Annotated in this window: 18 protein-coding genes and 1 tRNA gene; 9 read left to right on the forward strand and 10 right to left on the reverse strand. The window is 60.8% G+C overall.

Features of this window, described 5'->3' with window-relative positions; translation table 11 throughout:
• The first annotated feature begins 178 nt into the window (after window positions 1-178).
• Both CJU81_RS13155 and CJU81_RS13160 read left to right on the forward strand, forming a co-directional pair.
• Window positions 179-255: transfer RNA gene (locus tag CJU81_RS13155), tRNA-Asp, on the forward strand.
• A 210-nt stretch (window positions 256-465) separates the two neighbouring features.
• Complete coding sequence (locus tag CJU81_RS13160; protein WP_095036981.1) at window positions 466-1338, forward strand: DUF2242 domain-containing protein; 873 nt, start codon at window positions 466-468, stop codon at window positions 1336-1338.
• 235 nt (window positions 1339-1573) lie between these two features.
• Here the strand turns inward: CJU81_RS13160 and CJU81_RS13165 are convergent, their stop codons facing one another.
• The gene (locus tag CJU81_RS13165; protein ID WP_095031001.1) at window positions 1574-2614 is read right to left on the reverse strand and encodes an AraC family transcriptional regulator; all 1041 of its coding nucleotides are present in this window, start codon (window positions 2612-2614) and stop codon (window positions 1574-1576) included.
• Between the two features lie 4 nt (window positions 2615-2618).
• Complete coding sequence (locus CJU81_RS13170) at window positions 2619-3749, reverse strand: carbon-nitrogen hydrolase family protein (protein WP_095036982.1); 1131 nt, start codon at window positions 3747-3749, stop codon at window positions 2619-2621.
• Window positions 3750-3959: 210 nt separating this feature from the next.
• On the opposite strand from CJU81_RS13170, the gene CJU81_RS13175 reads away from it, so the two are divergent.
• Complete coding sequence (locus tag CJU81_RS13175; RefSeq protein ID WP_095036983.1) at window positions 3960-5996, forward strand: oxidoreductase; 2037 nt, start codon at window positions 3960-3962, stop codon at window positions 5994-5996.
• A gap of 113 nt (window positions 5997-6109) precedes the next feature.
• On the opposite strand, the gene CJU81_RS13180 is transcribed toward CJU81_RS13175, so the two are convergent.
• From CJU81_RS13180 to CJU81_RS13205, 6 genes are all read right to left on the reverse strand, one after another.
• On the reverse strand, window positions 6110-6895 hold the full coding sequence (locus CJU81_RS13180; protein ID WP_095036984.1) for an amino acid ABC transporter ATP-binding protein: 786 nt from the start codon (window positions 6893-6895) through the stop codon (window positions 6110-6112).
• Window positions 6896-6911: 16 nt separating this feature from the next.
• Entirely contained in the window at window positions 6912-8153 is a 1242-nt protein-coding gene (locus CJU81_RS13185) for an NAD(P)/FAD-dependent oxidoreductase (RefSeq protein WP_095036985.1), read from the reverse strand.
• Between the two features lie 48 nt (window positions 8154-8201).
• Complete coding sequence (locus CJU81_RS13190; protein WP_095036986.1) at window positions 8202-8912, reverse strand: ABC transporter permease; 711 nt, start codon at window positions 8910-8912, stop codon at window positions 8202-8204.
• A complete protein-coding gene (locus CJU81_RS13195) occupies window positions 8909-9628 on the reverse strand; it encodes an ABC transporter permease (RefSeq protein WP_095030992.1) in 720 nt (239 codons plus the stop codon). Before CJU81_RS13195 ends, CJU81_RS13190 begins: the two co-directional genes overlap by 4 nt.
• Before the next feature lie 104 nt (window positions 9629-9732).
• Window positions 9733-10488, reverse strand: coding sequence for a transporter substrate-binding domain-containing protein (locus CJU81_RS13200; RefSeq protein WP_016780527.1), 756 nt, complete (start codon window positions 10486-10488; stop codon window positions 9733-9735).
• A 13-nt stretch (window positions 10489-10501) separates the two neighbouring features.
• The gene (locus tag CJU81_RS13205; protein ID WP_095036987.1) at window positions 10502-11377 is read right to left on the reverse strand and encodes a MurR/RpiR family transcriptional regulator; all 876 of its coding nucleotides are present in this window, start codon (window positions 11375-11377) and stop codon (window positions 10502-10504) included.
• A 132-nt stretch (window positions 11378-11509) separates the two neighbouring features.
• Here CJU81_RS13205 and CJU81_RS13210 point away from each other — a divergent pair, with 132 nt between their 5' ends.
• Window positions 11510-12520, forward strand: coding sequence for an Ldh family oxidoreductase (locus CJU81_RS13210; protein ID WP_095036988.1), 1011 nt, complete (start codon window positions 11510-11512; stop codon window positions 12518-12520).
• 186 nt (window positions 12521-12706) lie between these two features.
• Here the strand turns inward: CJU81_RS13210 and CJU81_RS13215 are convergent, their stop codons facing one another.
• Both CJU81_RS13215 and CJU81_RS13220 read right to left on the reverse strand, forming a co-directional pair.
• Entirely contained in the window at window positions 12707-13741 is a 1035-nt protein-coding gene (locus CJU81_RS13215) for an AraC family transcriptional regulator (protein ID WP_095036989.1), read from the reverse strand.
• The gene (locus tag CJU81_RS13220) at window positions 13738-14658 is read right to left on the reverse strand and encodes a GGDEF domain-containing protein (protein WP_095036990.1); all 921 of its coding nucleotides are present in this window, start codon (window positions 14656-14658) and stop codon (window positions 13738-13740) included. The genes CJU81_RS13215 and CJU81_RS13220 overlap by 4 nt, the downstream gene beginning before the upstream one ends.
• Window positions 14659-15076: 418 nt before the next feature.
• Here CJU81_RS13220 and CJU81_RS13225 point away from each other — a divergent pair, with 418 nt between their 5' ends.
• The 5 genes from CJU81_RS13225 to CJU81_RS13245 all read left to right on the forward strand — a co-directional run bounded on the left by CJU81_RS13225 (window position 15077) and on the right by CJU81_RS13245 (window position 21676).
• Complete coding sequence (locus tag CJU81_RS13225) at window positions 15077-17611, forward strand: TonB-dependent receptor (protein WP_095036991.1); 2535 nt, start codon at window positions 15077-15079, stop codon at window positions 17609-17611.
• Between the two features lie 149 nt (window positions 17612-17760).
• Window positions 17761-19677: a phytase gene (locus CJU81_RS13230; RefSeq protein ID WP_095036992.1), complete on the forward strand. Its 1917-nt coding sequence runs from the start codon at window positions 17761-17763 to the stop codon at window positions 19675-19677.
• Window positions 19678-19725: 48 nt separating this feature from the next.
• On the forward strand, window positions 19726-20436 hold the full coding sequence (gene tolQ, locus CJU81_RS13235) for a protein TolQ (protein ID WP_095036993.1): 711 nt from the start codon (window positions 19726-19728) through the stop codon (window positions 20434-20436).
• Between the two features lie 14 nt (window positions 20437-20450).
• Window positions 20451-20897, forward strand: coding sequence for a protein TolR (tolR, locus tag CJU81_RS13240; RefSeq protein WP_095036994.1), 447 nt, complete (start codon window positions 20451-20453; stop codon window positions 20895-20897).
• Window positions 20894-21676 carry a TonB family protein gene (locus CJU81_RS13245; RefSeq protein WP_095036995.1) on the forward strand — a complete coding sequence of 261 codons (783 nt, stop codon included), beginning with the start codon at window positions 20894-20896 and terminating at the stop codon, window positions 21674-21676. Before tolR ends, CJU81_RS13245 begins: the two co-directional genes overlap by 4 nt.
• Window positions 21677-21731: the final 55 nt, after the last annotated feature.

Here is a 21731-nt window from a genome sequence, read left to right on the forward strand (position 1 = left end):
CAGCGGTAGTTCAGTCGGTTAGAATACCGGCCTGTCACGCCGGGGGTCGCGGGTTCGAGTCCCGTCCGCTGCGCCATATTTGTACAAATCAGGCTCGCCTGGTTTGCGATTGAAAAGCACCGAAGCTCTTCAATCACAGGTTTTAAAAGTTTCAAACGGACGCAAGTCCGAGCGATACGCAGCGGTAGTTCAGTCGGTTAGAATACCGGCCTGTCACGCCGGGGGTCGCGGGTTCGAGTCCCGTCCGCTGCGCCATATTTGCTTCAGAGCCCTTGAACTCTCTGAAGCTACAAACAAAGCGACCCAAGGGTCGCTTTTTTTGTGCCCGGGATTTTGTACGGTCCCAGTCACTGTGGGAGCGAATGCGGTTTCAGGCCGCGATCCAGGATCAGACGCGACAAACTGCCCGCGATTATCACCACTTGATGCACAATACGCCCCGTACCGTTCTCTTCAGGATCTTCAATGCTTATGTCATTTCCCGTGCGTGCCGTTGTAGTCGCCCTCGTGCTGGCTGGACTCGCAGGTTGTTCATCGAAGAAAACCGCAATCTACGAGCATGAGAATTTCGATGATTCCGGTACGTTCTCGCGCAATTACCCGGTGACCGACAAGGCTGCCTGCGAAGCTGCGCGGCGCGCCTTGCTCAGCCAGGGCTATATCATCACCAGCAACGACCCGAAAATGATCAGCGGCCACAAGAGCTTCCAGCAAACCGGCGAAAGCCATCTGGAAATCAGCTTCAACATTGTGTGTGCCGATGATGGCGGTTCTGAGCATCACGCCACCATGTTTGCCAATGCGCTGCAGGACCGTTATGCACTGAAGAAAGTCAACAACTCTGCCAGCCTGGGTGTCGGGGTGCTGGGTTCGGTGTCGATGCCGATTGGCTCCACCGATGATTCGATGGTCAAAGTCGCCAGCGAGACGGTGTCTTCGGCGCAGTTCTATGACCGTTTTTTTGGCCTGGTCGAAGTGTTCCTGCCCAAGCCCAAAGAAGTAGAAAAGGCCCCCCGTGCTCCTGAAAAACCCAAGCCTGACCTGGGAGTGCCCGAGGCTGCGCCGCTCAAGCCTGAAGTCAAGGCACAAGACCTTGCGCCAGCTGTTGTAGTTGAACCGGTCGTTGCCCCTGCAGTGCCTGTCGTGGTGCCGGTCAGCGAGCCTGTGGTGCCCGCGCCAGTTGCATCGCCGGCCGTTCCTGCCCAGGCCCAGCCTGCCCCTGTGAGCGAGCCCCTGGACGTCAAACCGGCCACAGTGGTACCTGAGCCGACAGCGCCTGCAATCGAGCCTGCAATCACCCCTGTACCTGCCATTGCAGAGCCTTCCACCGTTCCATAACTGTGCAGTAAATCTCAAAAGCTCTGCTACGTTTATTAAAGAGTCTTGACAGCGCCCGCGAAGGTGTCATTTTTCCTTCATGCGGGCGCTTTATGCTCTGGCACTTAAACGAACAGACTGAAAAGGGATGCTGCAATGGACGACTATCAGGAAGAGCTGCTTGAGTACCAGGCCTTTGAACTGGACCCGCTGGAACCTGCCGACGATGCAACCGAGCTTTGAGCCCGGTGCGGCATCAGGCAGTTTGGCGCTGACGACGCCGGTATTCTCCCGGCGTTTGCGCATTCCAGCGCTTGAAAGCCCGCTGAAACGCCTCGGCTGAGGCAAACCCCAACAAATAAGCGATTTCGCCGAAGGCCAGCTCCGTATCGCGGATATAGGTCATGGCGAGGTCGCGTCGTGTGTCATTGAGAATGGCGCGAAACTGCGTGCCTTCTTCGGCCAGCTTGCGGCGCAAAGTCCAGGTCGGCAGCTTCAGGCGTGCCGCCACTTCTTCCAGGTCGGGTTCACGGCCACCATTGAGCAATGGCCCCAGCAACTGCGTGATGCGCTCGCGCAAGCTGCGGGTGCGGGTCATTTGCTCCAGTTCGCGCTCGCACAGTTGCAGCAGGTAGGCCCAGGTGCTGGGGCAGTGTTGCGGGTTGCGCAGGTCGAGCGTGGCGTGGTTGAGGCGCAACTGGTTGGTTTCGGCACGAAACTGCAGGGTCGTGCTGCCAAGCGCGCTGTAGTGTTGCGCGTATTCGGGCTCACTGAATTCAATGTCGATGTGCTCACAGCTCAAGGGCTGTGCCGCGACGGCTGACAGGTGTTGCAACCAGCCACTGATGATCGAGTCCACCACAAAGCGGTTATAGGCGTTGTAAGGGCTGATGGAATAGAACCGCAGCCATGCCCCCCGGGCGTCTTCGTGCAGGCTCGACTGGCCGCGATAGTTGGAGCCGTACAGGGCCTCAAAACGGATCAGGGTGCGTGCAGCCTCACGTACAGTGGGGGCCTGGGCTGCGGTAACACCGGCCAGGCCGATCTGGCCCAGGCGGCTGAGCTGACCCATGCGCAGGCCCAGTGCCGGCTCGCCGGTCAAGACGATCGCCGCATGCCCCAGGCGCATGTAGCGCGGTATCGACAGGCGTGCCAGGGGCTGGGCCAGTCGGGCCGGGTCCAGCCCGAACTGCTCGAGGAGGGGGGCCGGGTCATGGCCGCAACTGCGTACGGCGTCGGCCAGGGCCTGGACAAATCCGACCGATAAATCGCCCAGGCGCATCGGCAGCGGTTTCATCATTCTATAACCAGAGGTTCAGCAGCCGTGCACCGCTGCCGGGCTGGTCCGGGCTGGTCTGGCCGTTGCGGCTGACAAAGCCCTGGCCGGTGCTGTGTTTGTCCCAGAACTTGCCGCGCAGGAATACGGTGACGCCCGCTTCAGCCGTGCTGATGGGCAGGCTGCTGGTGAAGGTCAGGCGGTGCCAGGCATCGCCTTCGGTGACTTCGCCTGGCTTGAGGCTGATCTCGCTGGGTGTGGACACGCTTTTGTAGCCGCCCCAGGGTTTGTCCCAAGTGATTTTACCGACGATAAATGCGGGCACGGCGATCAGTTGCGCACCTTTTTCGTTGAGGGTGCGGTAGTTCTCGGGGTACCAGCTGTCGCTGCCGATCAGGATGCCCAGACGCCCGGCCGGGGTATCCACCACATTCAGCTCATGGTCGGGGCCGGGCTGGATATAGCTTTGTTCTTCATAGGTGGGCAGCAACTGAAGCTGGGGCGTACCCAGTGCTGCGCCGGTGCGGTCAAACACCACGCTGCTGTTGTACAGCGGACCGTTGCCGGCCAACAGCTTGCCGTGCTCAATGCGCGGCTCCGGCAAGGCAATGCTGCCAGCCACCAGGGTTACCCCGAACTCCTTGGCCAGGCCGCCAAACAGCGTCTGGTAATCGGCAGCCATGCTGTCGGCCTTCATGCGCAGGTGAGCGTCGTTGACCCGGCTTTCACCGTCCGCGCGCAGCCAGGCGCCAGCAAAGGCCAGCGGGTTGCTAACAGCCAGCCAGCGCATTGCTTCGTTGAGATTGGCGGCTTGATACAGCTCGCTTTTTTCTCCGCGAAACATCAGCCAGGAACCGATGTGCTCCGGCAGCACCACGACAGTCTTGTCGTTGATCAGACCGGCTTCACGGGCGGTGTTCAGGTAGGCCGCCAGTTTCAGGTGCACCAGTTGCAGGCTCTGATAGTCGCGAGGGGACAGATCAGGCTCGATGCCCAGCAGATTGCCGCGATCATTATTGACGCCGTCATTGACCGCCAGCTTGATGCGCAGGTCTGAGAGGTAGTGGCCGACGTCCCTTTGTGTGGTCCACCAGGCATAACCGCCGGCAGCGGCGACGAGGGCAATCAGTAAGGTGCAGCCAATTAATTTGCGCATAGAAATAGAACGGACAGCTTTCAGCGGAATTCGGCCTCTAGGTTAGGCGGCACCTGTCGGCTTGCCAAGGGGTGGTGCGCATTTGGGTTAATAATTTGTAACTTTGGGTCATTGAGTGGGGTCGGTTGAGTCTTTACTGTGCCTCACATCAACGACGGGAGCCGCAGAGCATCCCGCGTTCCGTGATTTCGCCCGTTGTGGAGCCTTCTGATGACCGCCACTCGCTACCCGCATTTACTCGCCCCGCTGGACCTGGGTTTTACCACCTTGCGCAACCGCAGCCTGATGGGCTCGATGCACACCGGCCTGGAAGAAAAGCCCGGTGGCTTTGAGCGCATGGCCGCTTACTTTGCCGAGCGTGCCCGCGGCGGTGTCGGCCTGATCGTCACGGGCGGCATTGCGCCTAACGATGAAGGCGGGGTGTACAGCGGCGCAGCCAAGTTGAGCACGGTTGAAGAGGCCGAAAAGCATGTGATCGTGACCCGTGCGGTGCATGATGCCGGCGGCAAGATCTGCCTGCAGATACTTCACGCCGGGCGTTATGCCTACAGCCCGCGCCAGGTCGCGCCGAGTGCGATCCAGGCGCCGATCAACCCGTTCAAGCCAAAGGAGCTGGATGAAGAGGGTATCGAAAAGCAGATCAGCGACTTCGTGACCTGCGCCAAACTGGCACAAAGCGCCGGTTATGACGGTGTCGAAATCATGGGTTCCGAAGGCTACCTGATCAACCAGTTCCTGGCGGCGCACACCAACCAGCGCACCGATCGCTGGGGCGGCAGCTATGAAAACCGCATGCGCCTGCCGGTGGAAATCGTCCGTCGCGTGCGCGAGGCTGTGGGGGCGAACTTCATTATTATTTATCGCCTGTCGATGCTCGACCTGGTGGCGGGCGGCAGCGTCTGGGAAGAAATCGTGCAGCTCGCCAAGGCTGTCGAATCAGCAGGTGCGACCCTGATCAACACCGGTATCGGCTGGCACGAAGCGCGTATCCCGACCATAGCCACCAAGGTGCCGCGTGCGGCGTTCAGCAAGGTCACGGCCAAGCTACGCGGCTCGGTGAGTGTCCCGCTGATTACCACGAACCGCATCAACACCCCGGAAATTGCCGAGCAGATTCTGGCCGAAGGCGATGCCGATATGGTGTCGATGGCGCGTCCGTTTCTGGCCGATCCGGAGTTCGTCAACAAGGCGGCTGCCGGTCGCAGTGACGAGATCAACACGTGCATCGGCTGCAACCAGGCCTGCCTGGACCACACCTTCGGCGGCAAGCTGACCAGTTGCCTGGTCAACCCCCGGGCCTGCCATGAAACCGAGCTCAACTACCTGCCGACCATTGCCGTGAAAAAAATCGCCGTGGTCGGGGCCGGCCCGGCCGGATTGTCTGCGGCCACCGTGGCCGCAGAGCGTGGGCATGAGGTGACGCTGTTCGACTCCGCCAGCGAGATTGGCGGGCAGTTCAACGTGGCCAAGCGCGTACCGGGCAAGGAAGAATTTTTTGAAACCCTGCGTTACTTCAAGCGCAAACTGCAAACCACTCGTGTTGAGGTGTGCCTGAACACCCGTGTGGATGTGCAGCAATTGGTCGATGGCGGTTTTGACGAGATCATTCTGGCCACTGGCATCGCGCCACGTACTCCGGCGATCCCGGGCATCGATCACCCCAAGGTAGTCAGCTATCTGGACGTGATCCTGCAACGCAAGCCGGTGGGCGCCAGGGTCGCAGTGATTGGCGCGGGCGGGATTGGTTTTGATGTGTCGGAGTTTCTCGTGCATCAGGGCGTTTCCACCAGCCAGGACCGTGAAGCGTTCTGGAAAGAGTGGGGCATCGACACCGCGCTTGAAGCGCGTGGCGGTGTTGCCGGGATCCAGCCCGAGGTGCATGCACCGGCGCGTCAGGTGTACCTGCTGCAACGCAAAAAAACCAAGGTGGGCGATGGCCTGGGCAAGACCACCGGCTGGATCCACCGTGCCGGGTTGAAAAACAAGCAGGTGCAGATGCTCAACAGCGTTGAATACCTGAACATCGACGATGCAGGGCTGCATATCCGCATTGGCGAAGGCGAGCCACAGGTGTTGGCAGTGGACAATATTGTGATCTGCGCCGGGCAGGACCCGTTGCGTGAGTTGCAGGATGGCCTGGTTGCAGCGGGGCAAAGCGTGCATTTGATCGGGGGTGCCGACGTGGCGGCGGAGCTGGATGCCAAGCGGGCCATTGATCAGGGGTCGAGATTGGCGGCGCAGCTTTAACCCTCACCCCAACCCTCTCCCAAAGGGAGAGGGGGCTGGTTTGTGGTGTTGCGAAGACCTGCTTTTGCTTTTAGTTCCCTCTCCTTCCGGGAGAGGGCTAGGGTGAGGGGCTCTTAATGCACGATCTGGGCTAAAAACGCCTTGGCCCGCGGGCTTTTCGGGGCGTTGAAAAACTCTTCGGGTGGCGAGTCTTCGATCACCATGCCGCCATCCAGGAACAACACCCGCTCCGCCACCTGCCGGGCAAAGCCCATTTCATGGGTCACGCACAACATGGTCATGCCACTGCCCGCCAGGTTGACCATCACATCCAGCACTTCGCTGACCATCTCCGGGTCCAGCGCCGAAGTCGGTTCATCGAACAACATGATTTTCGGTTCCATGCACAACGCCCGGGCAATGGCCACACGCTGCTGCTGGCCGCCGGACAACTGACTCGGGTATTTATCAGCCTGGCTGGCAATGCCAACCTTGGTCAAAAAATGCTGGGCCAGTTCAATGGCTTTTTTACGCGACAAACCGCGCACCGACATCGGCGCCAGGATGCAGTTGTCGATCACGCTCATGTGCGGGAACAGGTTGAAATGCTGAAACACCATGCCGATTTCACTGCGCACCTTGCTTGCCTCGCGGGTAGGCAGCGACAGGTCGGTGTCGTTGATCAGGATACGGCCCTGCTCGGCGATTTCCAGGCGGTTGATGCAGCGGATCAGCGTCGACTTGCCAGAGCCGGACGGGCCGCACAGCACGATGCGTTCACCTTCGCGCACTTTCAGGTCGATGCCCTTGAGCACGTGAAAGGCGCTGTAGTACTTGTTCAGCCCGGCGATATCCACGACTACCTTGCGGGTGTCAGTGACTGGCGACACAGGATGAACGTAAGCAGGTTGTGCAAGCATGGTGTGTCTCCAGTGATCAGTGAAAACGCTCGGCGCTGTAGGGCGCAGGGTCGGTGAAAGGTTTTTCGCCGGTCATCATTTCGGCCAGCAGGCGCCCGCTAACCGGGCCCAGGGTCAGGCCATGATGCGCATGGCCAAAGTTGAACCACAGGCCCTTGTGGCGGCTGCCAGGGCCAATCACCGGGCACATGTCCGGCAGGCACGGGCGCCGGCCCAGCCAGGGTTCGGCATCCACACGCTCACCCAACGGGTACAGGCGCTGGGCGCGTTCTTCGCAGCGGCGCAACTGGATTTCGTTGATCGGGTCATCGCTGTCGGCAAACTCGATCCCGGTGGTCAGGCGAATGCCACCCACCATGGGTGCCAGTACATAACCGCCCACCGAATCGAGAATCGGGTGCTGCATGGTCTGGCCGTCTTTGGCCGCGTAATGCATGTGGTAGCCGCGCTTGATCGCCAGAGGAATGCGATAACCCAGCGGTTCAAAAATCTCCCGCGCTTGTGGGCCGAGTGCAACCACCACTTCATTGCCGACGATCAGGCCTTTTTGGCTGTCGACCTGCCATTGTCCGGCCGTGGCTCGCAGGCTGGTGGCATCGCCGGTGACAAAGGTACCGCCACGCTTTACAAACAGTTCGGCGTAACCACGGGTCAGGCCGCCCGGATCGCTGACGGTCTTGGGGTCAAGCCAGTGAATGCCACCGATCACATCGGTATGCAGGCCCGGCTCCAGGGCGTGCACCTGCTGCTCGCCCAGCACCCGGTAGTTGAGTTTGTACTCACTAAGGGCCGCTGCGTCGCGCTGGGCCTTGGCGAAGTCGGCCTGGGTGCGGTAAACCTCGATCCAGCCGCTGTCATCGATCAGAGCAGTGACGCCGGCCGGTTCGGCCAGCAGGTCGTGTTCGCTGACGCATTTTTCAATCAGCGGCAGCATGGCCCGGGTAGCTTTGGCCAGTGGCTTGGGGGCGGATTGCTGCCAGTATTTCATCAGCCACGGGCCGGCCTTTGGCAGGTGCTTGAGGCTGTAGCGCACGTCCGATTGCTGGTTGAGGCCATAGCGCAGCAGGCGCGAGATTTCCCGCGGGAACGAGTAGGGGATCACGCTGGCGCGCTCGATCAGCCCGGCGTTGCCGTGGCTGGTGCCGCTGCCGGGGGTGGCGCGGTCGAGCAGCACAACGTTACGTCCGCGCGCCTGGAGGTGCAGCGCAGTACTGACGCCGACAATGCCGGCGCCTAGAACGATAGTGTCGCAGTGCATAAACAAATCCTTAACACAGGGGCCGTGTTCGCAGCCCGAACAATGGGCCTACTGCAAGTGGCGGCCGAGGCGGCCTTCGATCAGTTTCAGGCTACGGCGCACCACTTCCACGATCAGCAGGTAGAGCACGGCGGCCCATAGGTAGACCTGGAAGTCGAAACTGCGCGAGAACGCCATCTTGGTCACGCCCATCAGATCGTAAATAGTCACCAGCGAGGCAATCGCACTGGCCTTGATCATCAGGATCAGTTCGTTGCCCAGCGGGCCGATGGCCACCAGCAGCGATTGCGGCAGGATGATCTTGCGAAAGGCGGTCCAGCGCGACAGATTCAGCGCCTTGCAGGCTTCACGCTGGCCCTGGGCCACGGAGAGAATGCTGCCGCGCAGGATCTCGGCCTGGTACGCCGCCGTGTTGAGGGTGAAGGCCAGCAGGGTGCAGAACCACGCATCGCGGAAAAACCACCACAGGCCCACGTCCTGCCAGAAGCCCTTGAACGAGCCCAGGCCGTAGTACAGCAAAAACAGCTGTGCCAGCAGCGGCGAGCCGCGGAAGAAGTACACGTAGGCGCCGGTAAAGCTGCGCAAAAAGCGATTGCTGGACAAGCGTCCCAAGGCAATCAACAAACCGAGCAAGGCACCGAGGGTAAAGGAAATCGCCACCAGTTTGCCGGTGACCAACAGCCCGTCGATAAAGCGCGGGCCGTAACGCTCCAGCAGGTCGGGGTTGAGAAACATGTTTTGCAGTTCCGCCAGGCTCATGGTTGCGCGCTCCGTTGATGGCGGCTGAAGTAGCGTTCAAGGAAGGCGAACAGGCGCCCGGAAATCGCCGAGAAAAACAGATAGCCCAGACAGGCAACGGTGTAGAACAGCATCGGCTCTTTGGTCACGCTCACCGCCAGGTTGGTCTGGCGCATCAGGTCCACCAGGGAAATGGTCGACACCAGCGAGGTGTCCTTGAGCAGCGACAACCAGTTGTTCGACAGGCCGGGCAGGGCGATGCGTGCCAGTTGTGGCAGTACCACCTTGCGAAAGGTGGTGAATTTGCTCAGGCCCAGTGCCGAGGCCGCTTCGAACTGGCCCTTGGGAATGGTCTTGAATGCGCCCAGCCAAATCTCGCTGGAGAAGGCGGCAAATACCAGACTGAAAGCGACCATGGCAGCGACAAAGGTATTGATCGTGACCTGAGCGTCGTAGCCCATCATGGCGAGGATTTTTTGCGCGGCGATCTGGCAGCCGTAATAAATGATCAGCAGCGTCAGCAGTTCCGGCAAACCACGGAAGACCGTGGAAAAGGTCGTCGCCCACGCCCGCAGCCAACGGTTTTTCGAGCGTGCCGCCACCGCTACGGCCAGGCCCAGGGGCAAGCCGATGGGCAGGCAGCTCAAGGCCAGGGCAATGGTCACCAGCGCACCGGCAAGCAACGCCGAGCCCCAGCCGCCACTGGCAAAAGAAAGAAGTGAGAGTTGATCGAGCATGCTCGAATCCCCGGGCAAAAGTGGGCCGAAGTTCAGCCACCGCGCACGTTACGTGCGCAGGGCAGGGTCATTGGCAGGGAGGCCCTCAAACGAAGGCAGGCGACTCAGTAAATGTCGAAGTCGAAGTACTTGCTGCTGATTTTCTTGTAAGTGCCGTCAGCCACGATCTCGTCCAGCGCCTTGTTAAAGCGCTCGCGCAGCACGGTGTCACTCTGGCGCACGGCAATGGCCGCGTCGGCATTGGTGCCGTTGACGTCACCGATGATCTTGCAGCAATCGTCGCTGGCCTTGTTGATCCATTCCAGCAGCGGGAATTTGTCGGCAATCACGGCATCGACGCGGCCGTTTTTCAGCTCGGCATTGGCCTCATCCAGCGTCGGATACAAATTGAGCTTGGCGCCGGCTTTTTCGTAATGGTCTTCGGCGTAGATGCCCTGTGTTGCAGCGCCCTGGGCACCGATGGTGCGGCCCTTGAAGTCGATCTGGGCGTCGGTGATATCAGAGTCTTTGGGCACGGCAATGGACAGCGGCGTGCGGTAGTAGTGATTGGTAAACGCGATTTTCTTTTTACGTTCATCGGTCACGATCATCGACGCCACGATAGCGTCGTACTTCTTCGCCATCAGGCCGGGAATAATGCCGTCCCAGTCCTGGGCAACGATCTTGCACTGCGCATTCATGCGTTCGCACAGGGCATTGGTGATGTCGACGTCAAAACCGGACACCGTGCCGTCAGAATTGGTGGTGTTGAAAGGAGGGTAGGCGCCTTCGGTGGCGATAGTCAGCGTATCGGCGTGAGCGTTGGCTGCAACGGCGGCCACCAGTGCACATGCACTTGCAAAGCGAATGACGTATTTCATCTAGCACCTCGTTTTATTGTTTTGATCCGGGTGAGGATGTGTAGCCCACGAACTCATTGTGTAAGGCCGCGGTTGCCTCAAGACGCTTTTCAACGTCGGGCCCCAGTTGTTTGCACACTTCATTGATCAACAGATGCACCAGCGACAGCATGGCCGCGGTGGATTCCCAGAACAGGTTGAATTCGGTGGGCACGCGAAACACTTCATTGGCGCTCTGGTCGGCCCAGTCGCAGAAGGTGTCAGTGATCAGCGTGACCTCGATTCCGGCCTCGCGTGCCTTGCGGCACAGCAACTGGGCGTGGCGTGAATAGCGGCGGGCTTCAAACACCACCAGGGCACAGTCGGCGGGCGGGCATAGCAGCACATCGGCATAGTGCCCGGCGGCGCCGTCAACCAGTTGCACGCCGTCGCGCAGGTATTGCAGCAAATGCACCATCGAAGCGGCGATGCCGCGCTCGGTCTGGAAGCCTGCGACAAACACCTTGCCCCGCGTGGCCAGGCGCTGGCTGACCGCACGCCACTGTGGCGTGAGGCTGTATTCGTAGACTTTGACCAGCGCCCCGACTTCCAGCTCGAAACTGCGCGGCAAGGCCTGCGGGCTCTGGCTCGATTGCTGGCGGAATTCTTGCAGGCGATCACCGACCAGCCACGGGCCATCGCCCAGGTCGTCCTTGAGATCGTTTTTCAAATCCTTGAAATGGCTGTAGCCCAGCGAACGGCAAAAGCGCCCGACACTGGATTCGCTGACCCCCAGTTTGCTGGCGATGTCGGCGGCGGTCTGAAAGGGCAGCTCGTAAAGATTGGCCAGCATATAGCTGGCAATCGCCCGACCCGAAGGTGCGGCGGTTGACAGACTGCTTTCAAGGCGTTGTTTAATCGGCTGGCTCACGACTGCTTCCTGTTTTTATTTCAGCGCGTTGCAGAAAGTGAATGTTTTCTGTCATTAAGTCAACAATTGACAGAGAACTGTCATCGAAGGATAGTTTGCCTCAGACAAAAATAATCAGATTGGAGCGCCAGAATGTCTTCCACGCAGTCGCTTTCCCTCGCCGAATTGACCGCCTTGCTGCAGCGGATTTTCGAGCGTCATGGCACATCCCGGCAGGTAGCCGGGGTATTGGCCGATAACTGCGCACGGGCACAGCGGGACGGCTCCTACAGTCATGGGGTGTTCCGCATTCCGGGCTATCTGTCGTCGCTGGCCAGCAACTGGGTCAATGGCCAGGCGGTGCCGGTTGTCGAAGACGTCGCTGCGGGGTTTATCCGCGTGGATGCGGCGGGGGGCTTTGCCCAGCCTGCGCTGGCAGCCGCCCGCGAGTTGCTGGTGGAAAAAGCCCGCAGTGCCGGGATTGCGGTGCTGGCGATTCGTAACTCTCACCACTTCGCGGCACTCTGGCCCGATGTCGAGCCGTTTGCCGAAGAAGGCCTGGTGGCCTTGAGCGTGGTCAACAGCATGACCTGCGTGGTGCCCCACGGTGCGCAAAAGCCCCTGTTCGGCACCAACCCGATTGCCTTTGCCGCACCGTGCGCTAATGGCAACCCCATCGTATTCGACCTGGCCACCAGTGCGATTGCCCACGGCGACGTGCAAATTGCTGCCCGCAAAGGTCACTCATTGCCTGCCGGTATGGGGGTGGACAAGCAGGGCGAGCCGACCGAAGACCCGAAAGCCATTCTCGACGGTGGCGCCTTGCTGCCCTTTGGCGGTCACAAGGGCTCGGCACTGTCGATGATGGTCGAGTTGCTGGCGGCGGCGTTGACGGGAGGTAACTTCTCGTTCGAATTTGACTGGTCGCAACACCCAGGGGCGCAGACGCCCTGGACGGGGCAATTGCTGATCGTGATCGACCCGAGCAAGTCCGGCGGTAACAGCTTTGCCCAGCGCAGCGCCGAACTGGTGCGGCAGATGCATGCCGTCGGGCTTGAGCGCATGCCCGGTGATCGACGCTTTATCGAACGTGCCAAATCGTTGGACGAAGGCATCCCGCTGGGGGCTGAAGAGCTGGCCAAATTGCGTGAGCTGGCGGGGTAACTGCTGTGAAGTCCTGTAGTCGCTGAGGAGCGAAGCGAGGCTGCGATGGCGTGGTGCGGCACTCCGACGCAGCCGTCGCAAAACCATTCAACGCGGTGTATCAGGTAGAACGCGACTGTACGTTTTGCGAAGACTGCGTCTTCGATCGCAGCCTCGCTCCGCTCCTCAGCGACGACGACCGGATTTTTACAACGCCAGAAACTGCCGTATCAGGTTGGGCGTGCACCCCGTCCAGCGCTTCAGGGCGCGGCGAAAGTTCGCCGGGTCGCTGAAATTCAGGTACTCGGCCACGGCTTCATTGCTCAGCCCCTTGATCTGATACAGGTACAGCGCCATATGCTTGCGCGCCTGATCCTGCTGGGCCTGAAAGTGGGTGCCGTGCTTGTTCAGCTTGCGCTTGAGGGTGGCCTGGCTCACGCAAAAATGCTGCGCCGTTTGCTCCAGGCTCGGTGCCTGCCGCGCGTTGTCGCGCAAGTACACATACAACCGATCAAGCAGGCTGGCGCGAAAGCCCAGGCCGTGCAACTGCTCCTGAGCCTGTTGATGGGCCACTTGCCGGGCAATGGCCGAGGCGTTGGGCCAGGGGCGGGTCAGGTATTCGCGGGGCAGGCGCATCATGTCCAGTTGGCAGCCAAACTGGGTGTTCTCGCCCAGATGTACCCAGTACTGCTCCACATAACGCGGTTCCGGGTGGCTGAAGCTGCATTCCCACGGCAGGCGCTCGCCGCTGAGCCACTGACTCATGGCCATCAGCGCCGTCATGCTGGCTTCCAGCACAAAACGCAATTGTTCCTGGGCCCCGCAACTGTCGAGCCAGTACACATAGGCGTATTTGTCGTCCAGCAACAGCCGCGGGGTGAGCAAGGGGCTGAGCAGGGCGCGGTGATGGATCAGGGTTTCCAGGGCCTGCTGCAGGTTCTGCGCCTGTTGCAGGGCGTGGCTGGCCGGACCGTAGTGCCCCGGCCACAGGCGCTGGCCAAACAGAAAACTGCTGTCATCGGCTTCAAGCAAACGTTGCGCGTTGGCGATCAAGGCAAAGCATTGCTGGGGGCTGAGGCGCGCGTGCCCGGCGACGATATCCTCGTAAAACAGTCCGGTACCGCGTAACAGGCGATGGCTGTCGATATCCCGCGACATCGCCAGATCAATCAGGGTCGCGGGTTGATAGTGGCCGGCAATAAATCGGCTGTCGGCTTCGTACCAGCGGCTGTCCAGGGTCATGCGCGTTTGCTCCGTGGCGGCTTGGCCCGCACCAGCGTCAGGTTCAGGCGCTTGAGCAGCTCATCGGGTGCTTCGTTGACTGCCATCACTACAGCGGTACTGGCCGACAGATAGACCCGCTCGCCATGTTGACGGGTTTTGTGGGCCAGGCTTTGCACGGCCTGTTGCAGCTCCAGGGCCAGCAGTCGGGCCTGGCTCTCGCCGGTATTGGGCAGCAACACCACAAAACGGTCACCGGCCAGCCTGCAGAGCAAGTCGTGGCGACGCAGGTTGAGCAGCAGCAACTGGCTGAGGGCCTGCAACACGGCATCACCTTCGGCGTGGCCGTAATGCTGGTTGATGGACGCAAAATCGTCGATATCCAACGCCAGCAGTGACAGCGGCTGTTGCTGCTCGATGCTTTGCGCCAGGCAGTCGCTGACCTGACGCTTGAGGTATTCGGCGCCGCCCAGCGGGGTCAGTTTGTCGAACAGCCGGTGCTCGCGAAATACCCGCTCGCGCTTCTCCATTTGCTGGTTGATTGCCTGCTGCTCGCGGTGCCAATGAAACAGGCCGATGGTCAGCAGAATCATGCCGATGGGCATGGGTGCCGACTCCATCCAGTGATCCCAGCCGATATGTTTGGGCAGGCGAATAAATTCGTCGAGCACATCCACCCACCAGGAAAAAAACATAAAGCACAGGCCGTACGCCAGGTAGTTGGTGACCCTCCCGGTGGGTCGGCTTTTAATCACCAGCCCCAGCCAGAACAGCATAAACAGGGCGGTGCCGCCTTCGCCGAGGATATCCAGCCAGTTCCACTCGCTGAAGGCTTTGGGGGTGCCGAAGGCCAGGTTGAGCAGCACTGCGGCATTGGCAGCCAGCAGCAGTAAACCCAGCTTGTAGCGATGGTGTTTAAGGATGTTTAACCAAGTCATCACAGTTCTACCCAAACCTATTGCCGGTCAGCAGAGCAGAGTGGTGTGACAGCTGTATGACGGGGCTTGCAGGTCGAATCAGCTCAGGTGTGTTGTGCAAAAAAAGTTAAACATGCGCACCGTTATTGTAGTCGCTGCCGAAGGCTGCGATGGGGAGCGTAGCGCCCCTGTGCTCATGGATAGAAAGGCAAGGCCCTGCGGGCCATCTCGCAGCCTGCGGCAGCGACTACAGGTTTAAGAGTTTTATGGGTATCAGGTCAAATCAGCTCATTTACCCCTGTTTTACCGCGTAAAACCCTCTGTTTCGGGCGTTTCGCCGAACACTGTCACAGCTCTGTCATCCGCCGACCCTAGCTTTCGCTCCCAAGTTGTCGGGCCATTTGCCCGGCCTGACGTGCGATTTTGGGGGAGCACCAACATGTACAAGTGTCGCAGCAAGGCGCAGTGGGTCGGCTTTACGGTCAGTGCATTGGCCCTGGCCATCGCCAGCGAGCGTTTGAGCGCCGCCGAGACATCGGCCATCGGTGCCACTGAACACGTCGAGGTGGTCGGTCAGGCCGTCAGCCTGGACAAGGCACTCAAGCAACAACGCAACTCGGACACCATCGAAAGCGTGGTGCATGCCGATGGCGTGGCGCAGTTGCCCGACGCCAACGTCGCCGAGGCCGTGCAGCGCCTGCCCGGCATCAGCATCGAGCGTGACCAGGGCGAAGGACGCTTTGTCAGCGTGCGCGGCCTGGGGCCGGACCTCAACAGCGTGACCATCAACGGTACGCTGGTACCGTCCCCGGAAAGCGCCCGCCGCGCCGTGGCCCTGGATGTGTTGCCCTCGGAGCTGGTGCAGTCGCTGTCGGTGATCAAAACCCTGACCCCGGATATGGACGCCAACTCCCTGGGCGGTACGGTGGACGTACAAAGCCTCTCGGCCTTCGACCATGACGGCCTGTTCTTCACTGGCAGCACCGAGGCCGGATACAACAAGAACAGCCACAAGACCAGCCCCAAGGTGTCGGGCGCCATCAGCGACCGTTTCAGCCTGGGCGACGGTGTCGACAACTTCGGTGTGGCCGCAGCCCTGAGCTGGAACAAGCGTGACTTTCGCTCCGACAACGTCGAAACCGGCGGCGACTGGGATTTTACCGATGGCGCACGCCTGAACAGCTTTGAACAGCGCGTTTATGAAATCAGCCGCGAGCGTACCGGTGGCGGCCTCAACTTCGATTACAAGCCCGACGACGACACCAGCCTGTACCTGCGCACGCTGTACAGCCGCTTTGAAGACAACGAAACCCGCAACTCCACGGCCTTTGAGTTCTCCGACCCCCAGGCCGAAGACGAGGTGGGCAAAACCAAGACCAAACGCAAGCTCAAGCAGCGCGAAGAAACCCAGGAGATCCAGTCCTACGTCTTCGGCGGCGAACGCACCATGGGCCTGTGGACCCTGAGCGGCCAGGCCGGTTACAGCGAGTCCAGCGAAGACAACCCGGGCGGCATCGCTGGCGCCACCTTCAAGGGCAGTTCGAGCATTGGCAACGGTGGTTTTTACGACACCGAAAAACCGCGGCCGATCATTGGCGCAGGTTTTTATGACCCGACCAACTTCAGCCTCGACAAGGTGGACTGGCAAGAGCAGCACACCAAGGACACCGAGAAAAACATCCGCCTGGACCTGGCCCGCGACTACGACGTGCAGGGCTATGCCTCCCAGGTCAAATTCGGCGGCAAGGTCAGCCGGCGCAACAAGGACAACGACCTCAATGCCTGGACCTACAAGGACTTTTCCGACCTGGGTTTCAGCGACGAGCAACTGAGCCTCAATGCGTTCAACAAGGGCAACCTGCACTACAACCTTGGTCAGTACGGCCCGGGCATCAGCGGCGGCGCGATCAAGGACCTGATTGGCGGCCTGAATCGCGACGACTTCTACAACGAGCAAGACTCGCGGGCCAATGACTTCAAGATGCGCGAAGACATCAACGCCGCGTATCTGATGAATACCGTCGATATCGATGACTGGCGCTTTATTGCCGGCATGCGCTACGAGGGCACCGAGTTCGAGGCCAAGGGTACGGGCGTGCGCGATGGCGTCTTTGAAGACCAGGACACCAAGCGCGATTACCACCACTGGCTGCCAGGGCTGCATGCCCGTTACCAGTTGGCGAAAAACACCCAGGTACGTGCGGCCTGGACCAACACCGTGGTGCGCCCGACCTTTGGCCAACTGGCCCCGGGATTTGTGATCGAAGACGACACGGCCGAGTTCGGCAATCCCGACCTCAAGCCGCTGGAATCGAGCAACTTCGACCTTGGCATTGAGCACTTCATGGGGCAGGCGGGCACGGTATCGGCGTTCCTGTTCTACAAGGACATCAAGAACTTCGTTTACAACAACGACCTCGCCGGCAGCGGCGAGTGGGTCGACTTCACCGAAGCCCACAGCTATGCCAACGGCGACAGCGCCAAGCTCTATGGCCTGGAACTGGCTTACTCGCAGAAGTTCGACTGGCTGCCGTCACCCTGGAACGGTTTGATCCTGGGCGCCAACAGCACGTTCAGCCGCTCCAATGCCAGTATCAAGGGCGTTGACGCAGCGACCGGAGCCAGCCTCAAGCGCGATATCGATTTGCCCAACCAGTCCAAGACCGTTGGCAACCTGATGCTTGGCTGGGAAGACGACAAATTGAGCCTGCGCCTGTCGGCCAACTACAAGTCGGACTACCTCTACGAACTGGCCGGGGTCAACGACAAGGCCCATGACACCTATGTCGATGCCCAGACCTTTGTTGACTTCAGCGCCCGCTACTCGCTGACCAAGAATCTGCAAATCAAGTTCGACGCCCAGAACCTCACAGACCAGCCGTACTTCATGTACAGCGGCAACAGCCGCTTCAACAACCAGTACGAAGAATACGGCCCGACCTACTCGCTGGGCCTGACCTACACCCATTTTTAAGCGCTGGGCAAATCACTGTAGTCGCTGCCGAAGGCTGCGAAGGGTTGCGCAACAACCCGTTCTCCAAAAGCTGCACGAGGCTTTTTCGCAGCCTTCGGCAGCGACTACAGACCAGGCCTTACCCCCATTTTTTATGGATTGCATTACCCATGACTTATTTGTTCAAACGCAAACCCCGCTTCCTGCCCTTGCTGGCCTGCCTGACCGCAGGCAGCGTGCAGGCAGCCCCCGATATTGCCACCCCGGCCTTGCAGCAATGGTCCACCAGCAAGGCCCAGGCCCTGGGTTTCTTGCCCAATGGCACGGGTGACGAACGCCTGGCGGCAAGCAAGCGTGAAGGCCTGCTGTTGCTGGATAAACAGGGCAACACCCTGAGCCGGGTAAAGGGCGCCTTTGCCGGGCTGGACAGCCGCGCACTGGGTGATCAGGTGCTGGTGGCCAGCAATGACAAGGACAAGCAGCAGGTCGCACTGTTCAACCTCGACCCCAAGAGCCATCAATGGCAGGCACCGTCCTATCTGCCTGCCCGGGACTATGCGGTGAATGGCGTGTGCCTGTACCAGGATGACGCCAGCAATATCTACCTGTTTACCGTGGGCGAAGAGGGCAAGGGCGAACAGTGGCTGGTGGCGGCTGACAGCCGGCGTTTGCCCGCGCCACTGCTGGTGCGCAGCCTGCCACTGCCGCCGCAGGCCAAGTTCTGCAAGGTCGATGACGGCGCGCAGACTCTGTTCGTCAACGAAGAGAATGTCGGTTGGTGGGCCTACCCGGCACATGCCGAGGCCGACGTCGAGCGCGTGCCGGTGGCGATGGTCGAGCCATTTGGCAACCTGAAAAAATCCGCCGGGGACATGGTGCTGGTGCCGGGCGGCATGCTCGGCCTCGATCCCGAGGCGGCACAATTGAATCTGTATCAGCAACAGGGCAAGGCCTGGGCCCCCGTGGCCAGCCTGACGCTGGCCGGGGTCACCGAGCCTGAGCATCTGGCCCTGCGCCAGACGCCGCAAGGCCTGCAACTGCTGGTACAGGACGGTGCCAGCAACAAGTTGTACGAAGGCGCATTGGCCTGGAAAGCCACACCGGCCAGCCTGCCCCCTGTGCTGGTCAGCGTAAATCCCGCGGTGCAAACCGAAGTGGTGATGAGCCAGGGCGATGCCGCCGATGACCCTGCCATCTGGGTTCACCCGCAAACCCCGGCCCTGAGCCGGGTGCTGGGCACCAACAAGCAGCAGGGCCTTGAGGTGTACGACCTGCAGGGCAAGCGCGTGCAGCATCTGCCGGTCGGGCGGCTGAACAACGTCGATGTACGGCCGGGCTTCGAGCTGGGCGGGCGCACTGTGGATCTGGCCGTGGCGACCAATCGCGATCACAACAGCCTCAGCGTGTTCAGCATCGACCGCGCCACCGGCACAGTGCAGGCCGCGGGCGAGATTGCCACGTCGGTTACCGACATCTACGGCCTGTGCCTGTTCAAGGCACCGTCGGGCGACATCTACAGCTTTGCCAACGACAAGGACGGCACCTTCGTGCAGCACCGCCTGTTCGCCAAGGGTGACAAGGTTGAGGGCGAACTGGTGCGCCAGTTCAAGGTGCAAACCCAGCCCGAAGGCTGTGTGGCCGACGACCGCAATCAGCGTCTGTTCCTCGGTGAAGAGGATGTGGCGGTGTGGGCGCTGGATGCCCGACCGGATCAACCGGCCACGCTGACCAGCGTGATCAAGGTGGGCGGGCCAGTGCATGACGACATCGAAGGCATGGGCCTGTACCAGACCGAAAAAGACAACTACCTGGTGATCTCCAGCCAGGGCAACGACAGCTATGTGGTGGTCGATGCCGAGCCGCCTTATGCCCTGCGCGGTACGTTCCGGGTGGGGGTCAATGCGGCGGCGGGCATCGATGGCGCGTCGGAAACCGATGGCCTGGAAGTGACCTCGGCCAACCTCGGCGGCCCGTGGAGCAAAGGCATGCTGGTGGTGCAGGACGGTCGCAAGCGCATGCCCGAGCAGGCGCAGAACTTCAAGTACATCCCCTGGACGGAAGTGGCCAAGGCGCTGCACTTGCCATAACCCGGTCATTTAAGACGCTTATAAAAATCCCTTTACTGGAGCAACAACATGCACGCAACCATGGAACATATGACGATCTGGGGCCTGATCAGCGACGCGAGTCTGCTGGTCAAGGGCGTGATGCTGATCCTGCTGCTGGCTTCGCTGTTGAGCTGGTTTCTGATTGTGCGCCGCAGCGCCATCCTGCGCCGCAGCGAGCGCGACATGGACAGCTTTGCCCAGCGTCTGCGTGGCCAGGGCGAGCTCAATGCCCTGTACCGCGAAAGCCGCGACGCCAGCCAGGAAGATGCGGGTGCCGAGCAGGTGTTTGTCGCGGCCTACAGTGAATACGCCCAGCTCAAGCAGCAGCCGGGTGTGGATACCGAAGGCGTGATGCAAGGGGTGGAACGGGCGCTGTATGTGGCCATCAGCGAGCAGGAGATCCGCCTGGAGAAAGGCCTGCAGTTTTTGGCGACCGTGGGCTCGGTGAGCCCCTATATCGGCCTGTTCGGTACGGTGTGGGGGATCATGAACTCCTTTATCGGCCTGTCCCAGGTGCAGCAGGCGACCCTGTCCACCGTCGCCCCGGGCATCGCCGAAGCCCTGATCGCCACCGCCATCGGCCTGTTTGCGGCGATCCCGGCAGTGATTGCCTACAACCGTTTTTCGGCCCGTGGCCAGACCCTGCTGACCCGCTACTACAGCCTGGGCAATGAAGTGCAGATGCGCTTGTACCGCAGCCTGCATGCCGGTTCGCGGAACATGTCCGCCGTCGCTTGAAAGGGAGTTTCAACATGCTAGCTCGACCACAGCGCAAACACGGGCCCAAGGCCGAAATGAACGTAGTGCCTTACATCGACGTGATGCTGGTGCTGCTGGTGATCTTTATGGTGACCGCGCCGATGTTGACCCAGGGGGTGAAAATCGAACTGCCGAAAGTGGCCAGTGAAGCCCTGGTCAATGACAGCCAGCAAAAAATCCTCACCCTGTCGGTCAAGGCTGAAGGCGGTTACTACTGGAACCTGGGCAGTGAACTGGACACCAGGAACCAGACCGACAGCGCCGTGAGTCTAGAAGAATTGCAGGCCAAGATTGGCCAGGTGGTGGCGCAGGACAGCAACACCCAGGTGTATATCCGCGCCGACAACGAGGCGGGGTATGGCAGCGTGGTCAAGGCAATGGCGGCTCTTCAGCAAGGTGGCGTGAGCAACTTGGGGCTGGTGACCGAGGCCCCGCAGTGAGTGCCGCGTTGATGCATGGTTCGATGGTGCAGGCGCAGCCGTTGCCGTGGACGCGGGTATGGCGTGATAGCCAGGCGCTGGTGGTCACTGTGGCCCTGCACAGTGCCGTGGTGGCTTTTTTGGTGCTGGGCTGGAGCATGGAGCAGTCGCTGCCGGAACCTGCGCCCTCGACCCTGAAAACCCGGCTGGTGATGCTGCCCGCCGAGCCGGTCGCTGCGCCGCCTGCGCCTGAGCCGCTGCCTGTAGTGGCGCCGCCGGTGGTGGAGGCAAAACCCGAGGTGGTAAAGCCTAAAGTGGACCCGCAGATCCAGGCGCGCAAACTGGAACAGGCGGCGCTGGCGCGCAAACGTGTGGAGGAGCAGAAGCTGGCGCAAGTGGAGCAACAAAAAGCCGCGCAGCAGCGCGCCGAACAGGTTGAGGCCCAGCGTCAGCAAGCCGTGGCGGAACAGGCCCGGGTTGCAGCGGCGGATAATGCCCACCGAGCGCAACAGGCCGCTGCGGCGGCGGATGTGCGTCAGTACCTGCCCATCAGCAAACAAGCCCCGGACTACCCGCAACGGGCACTGGACAAGGGCATTCAGGGCGATTGCACGGTGGAGTATTCGGTGACGCCGCAGGGCAAGGTCGACAACCCCAAAGTGGTGGGCAACTGTCACCCTGCATTTATTCGTCCTTCACTGGCGGCGGCGGCAACATTCCGCTATCAGCCGCGCATGGTCGATGGCCAGGCAGTGACGGTGCCGGGGGTGCGCAATACCTTTCACTACAAGATCCAGTAGCCGAAAGCCCCCTCACCCTAACCCTCTCCCGGAGGGAGAGGGGACTGACCGAGTT

It is taken from the genome of Pseudomonas fragi (assembly GCF_002269505.1).
Lineage (GTDB): Bacteria > Pseudomonadota > Gammaproteobacteria > Pseudomonadales > Pseudomonadaceae > Aquipseudomonas > Aquipseudomonas fragi_D.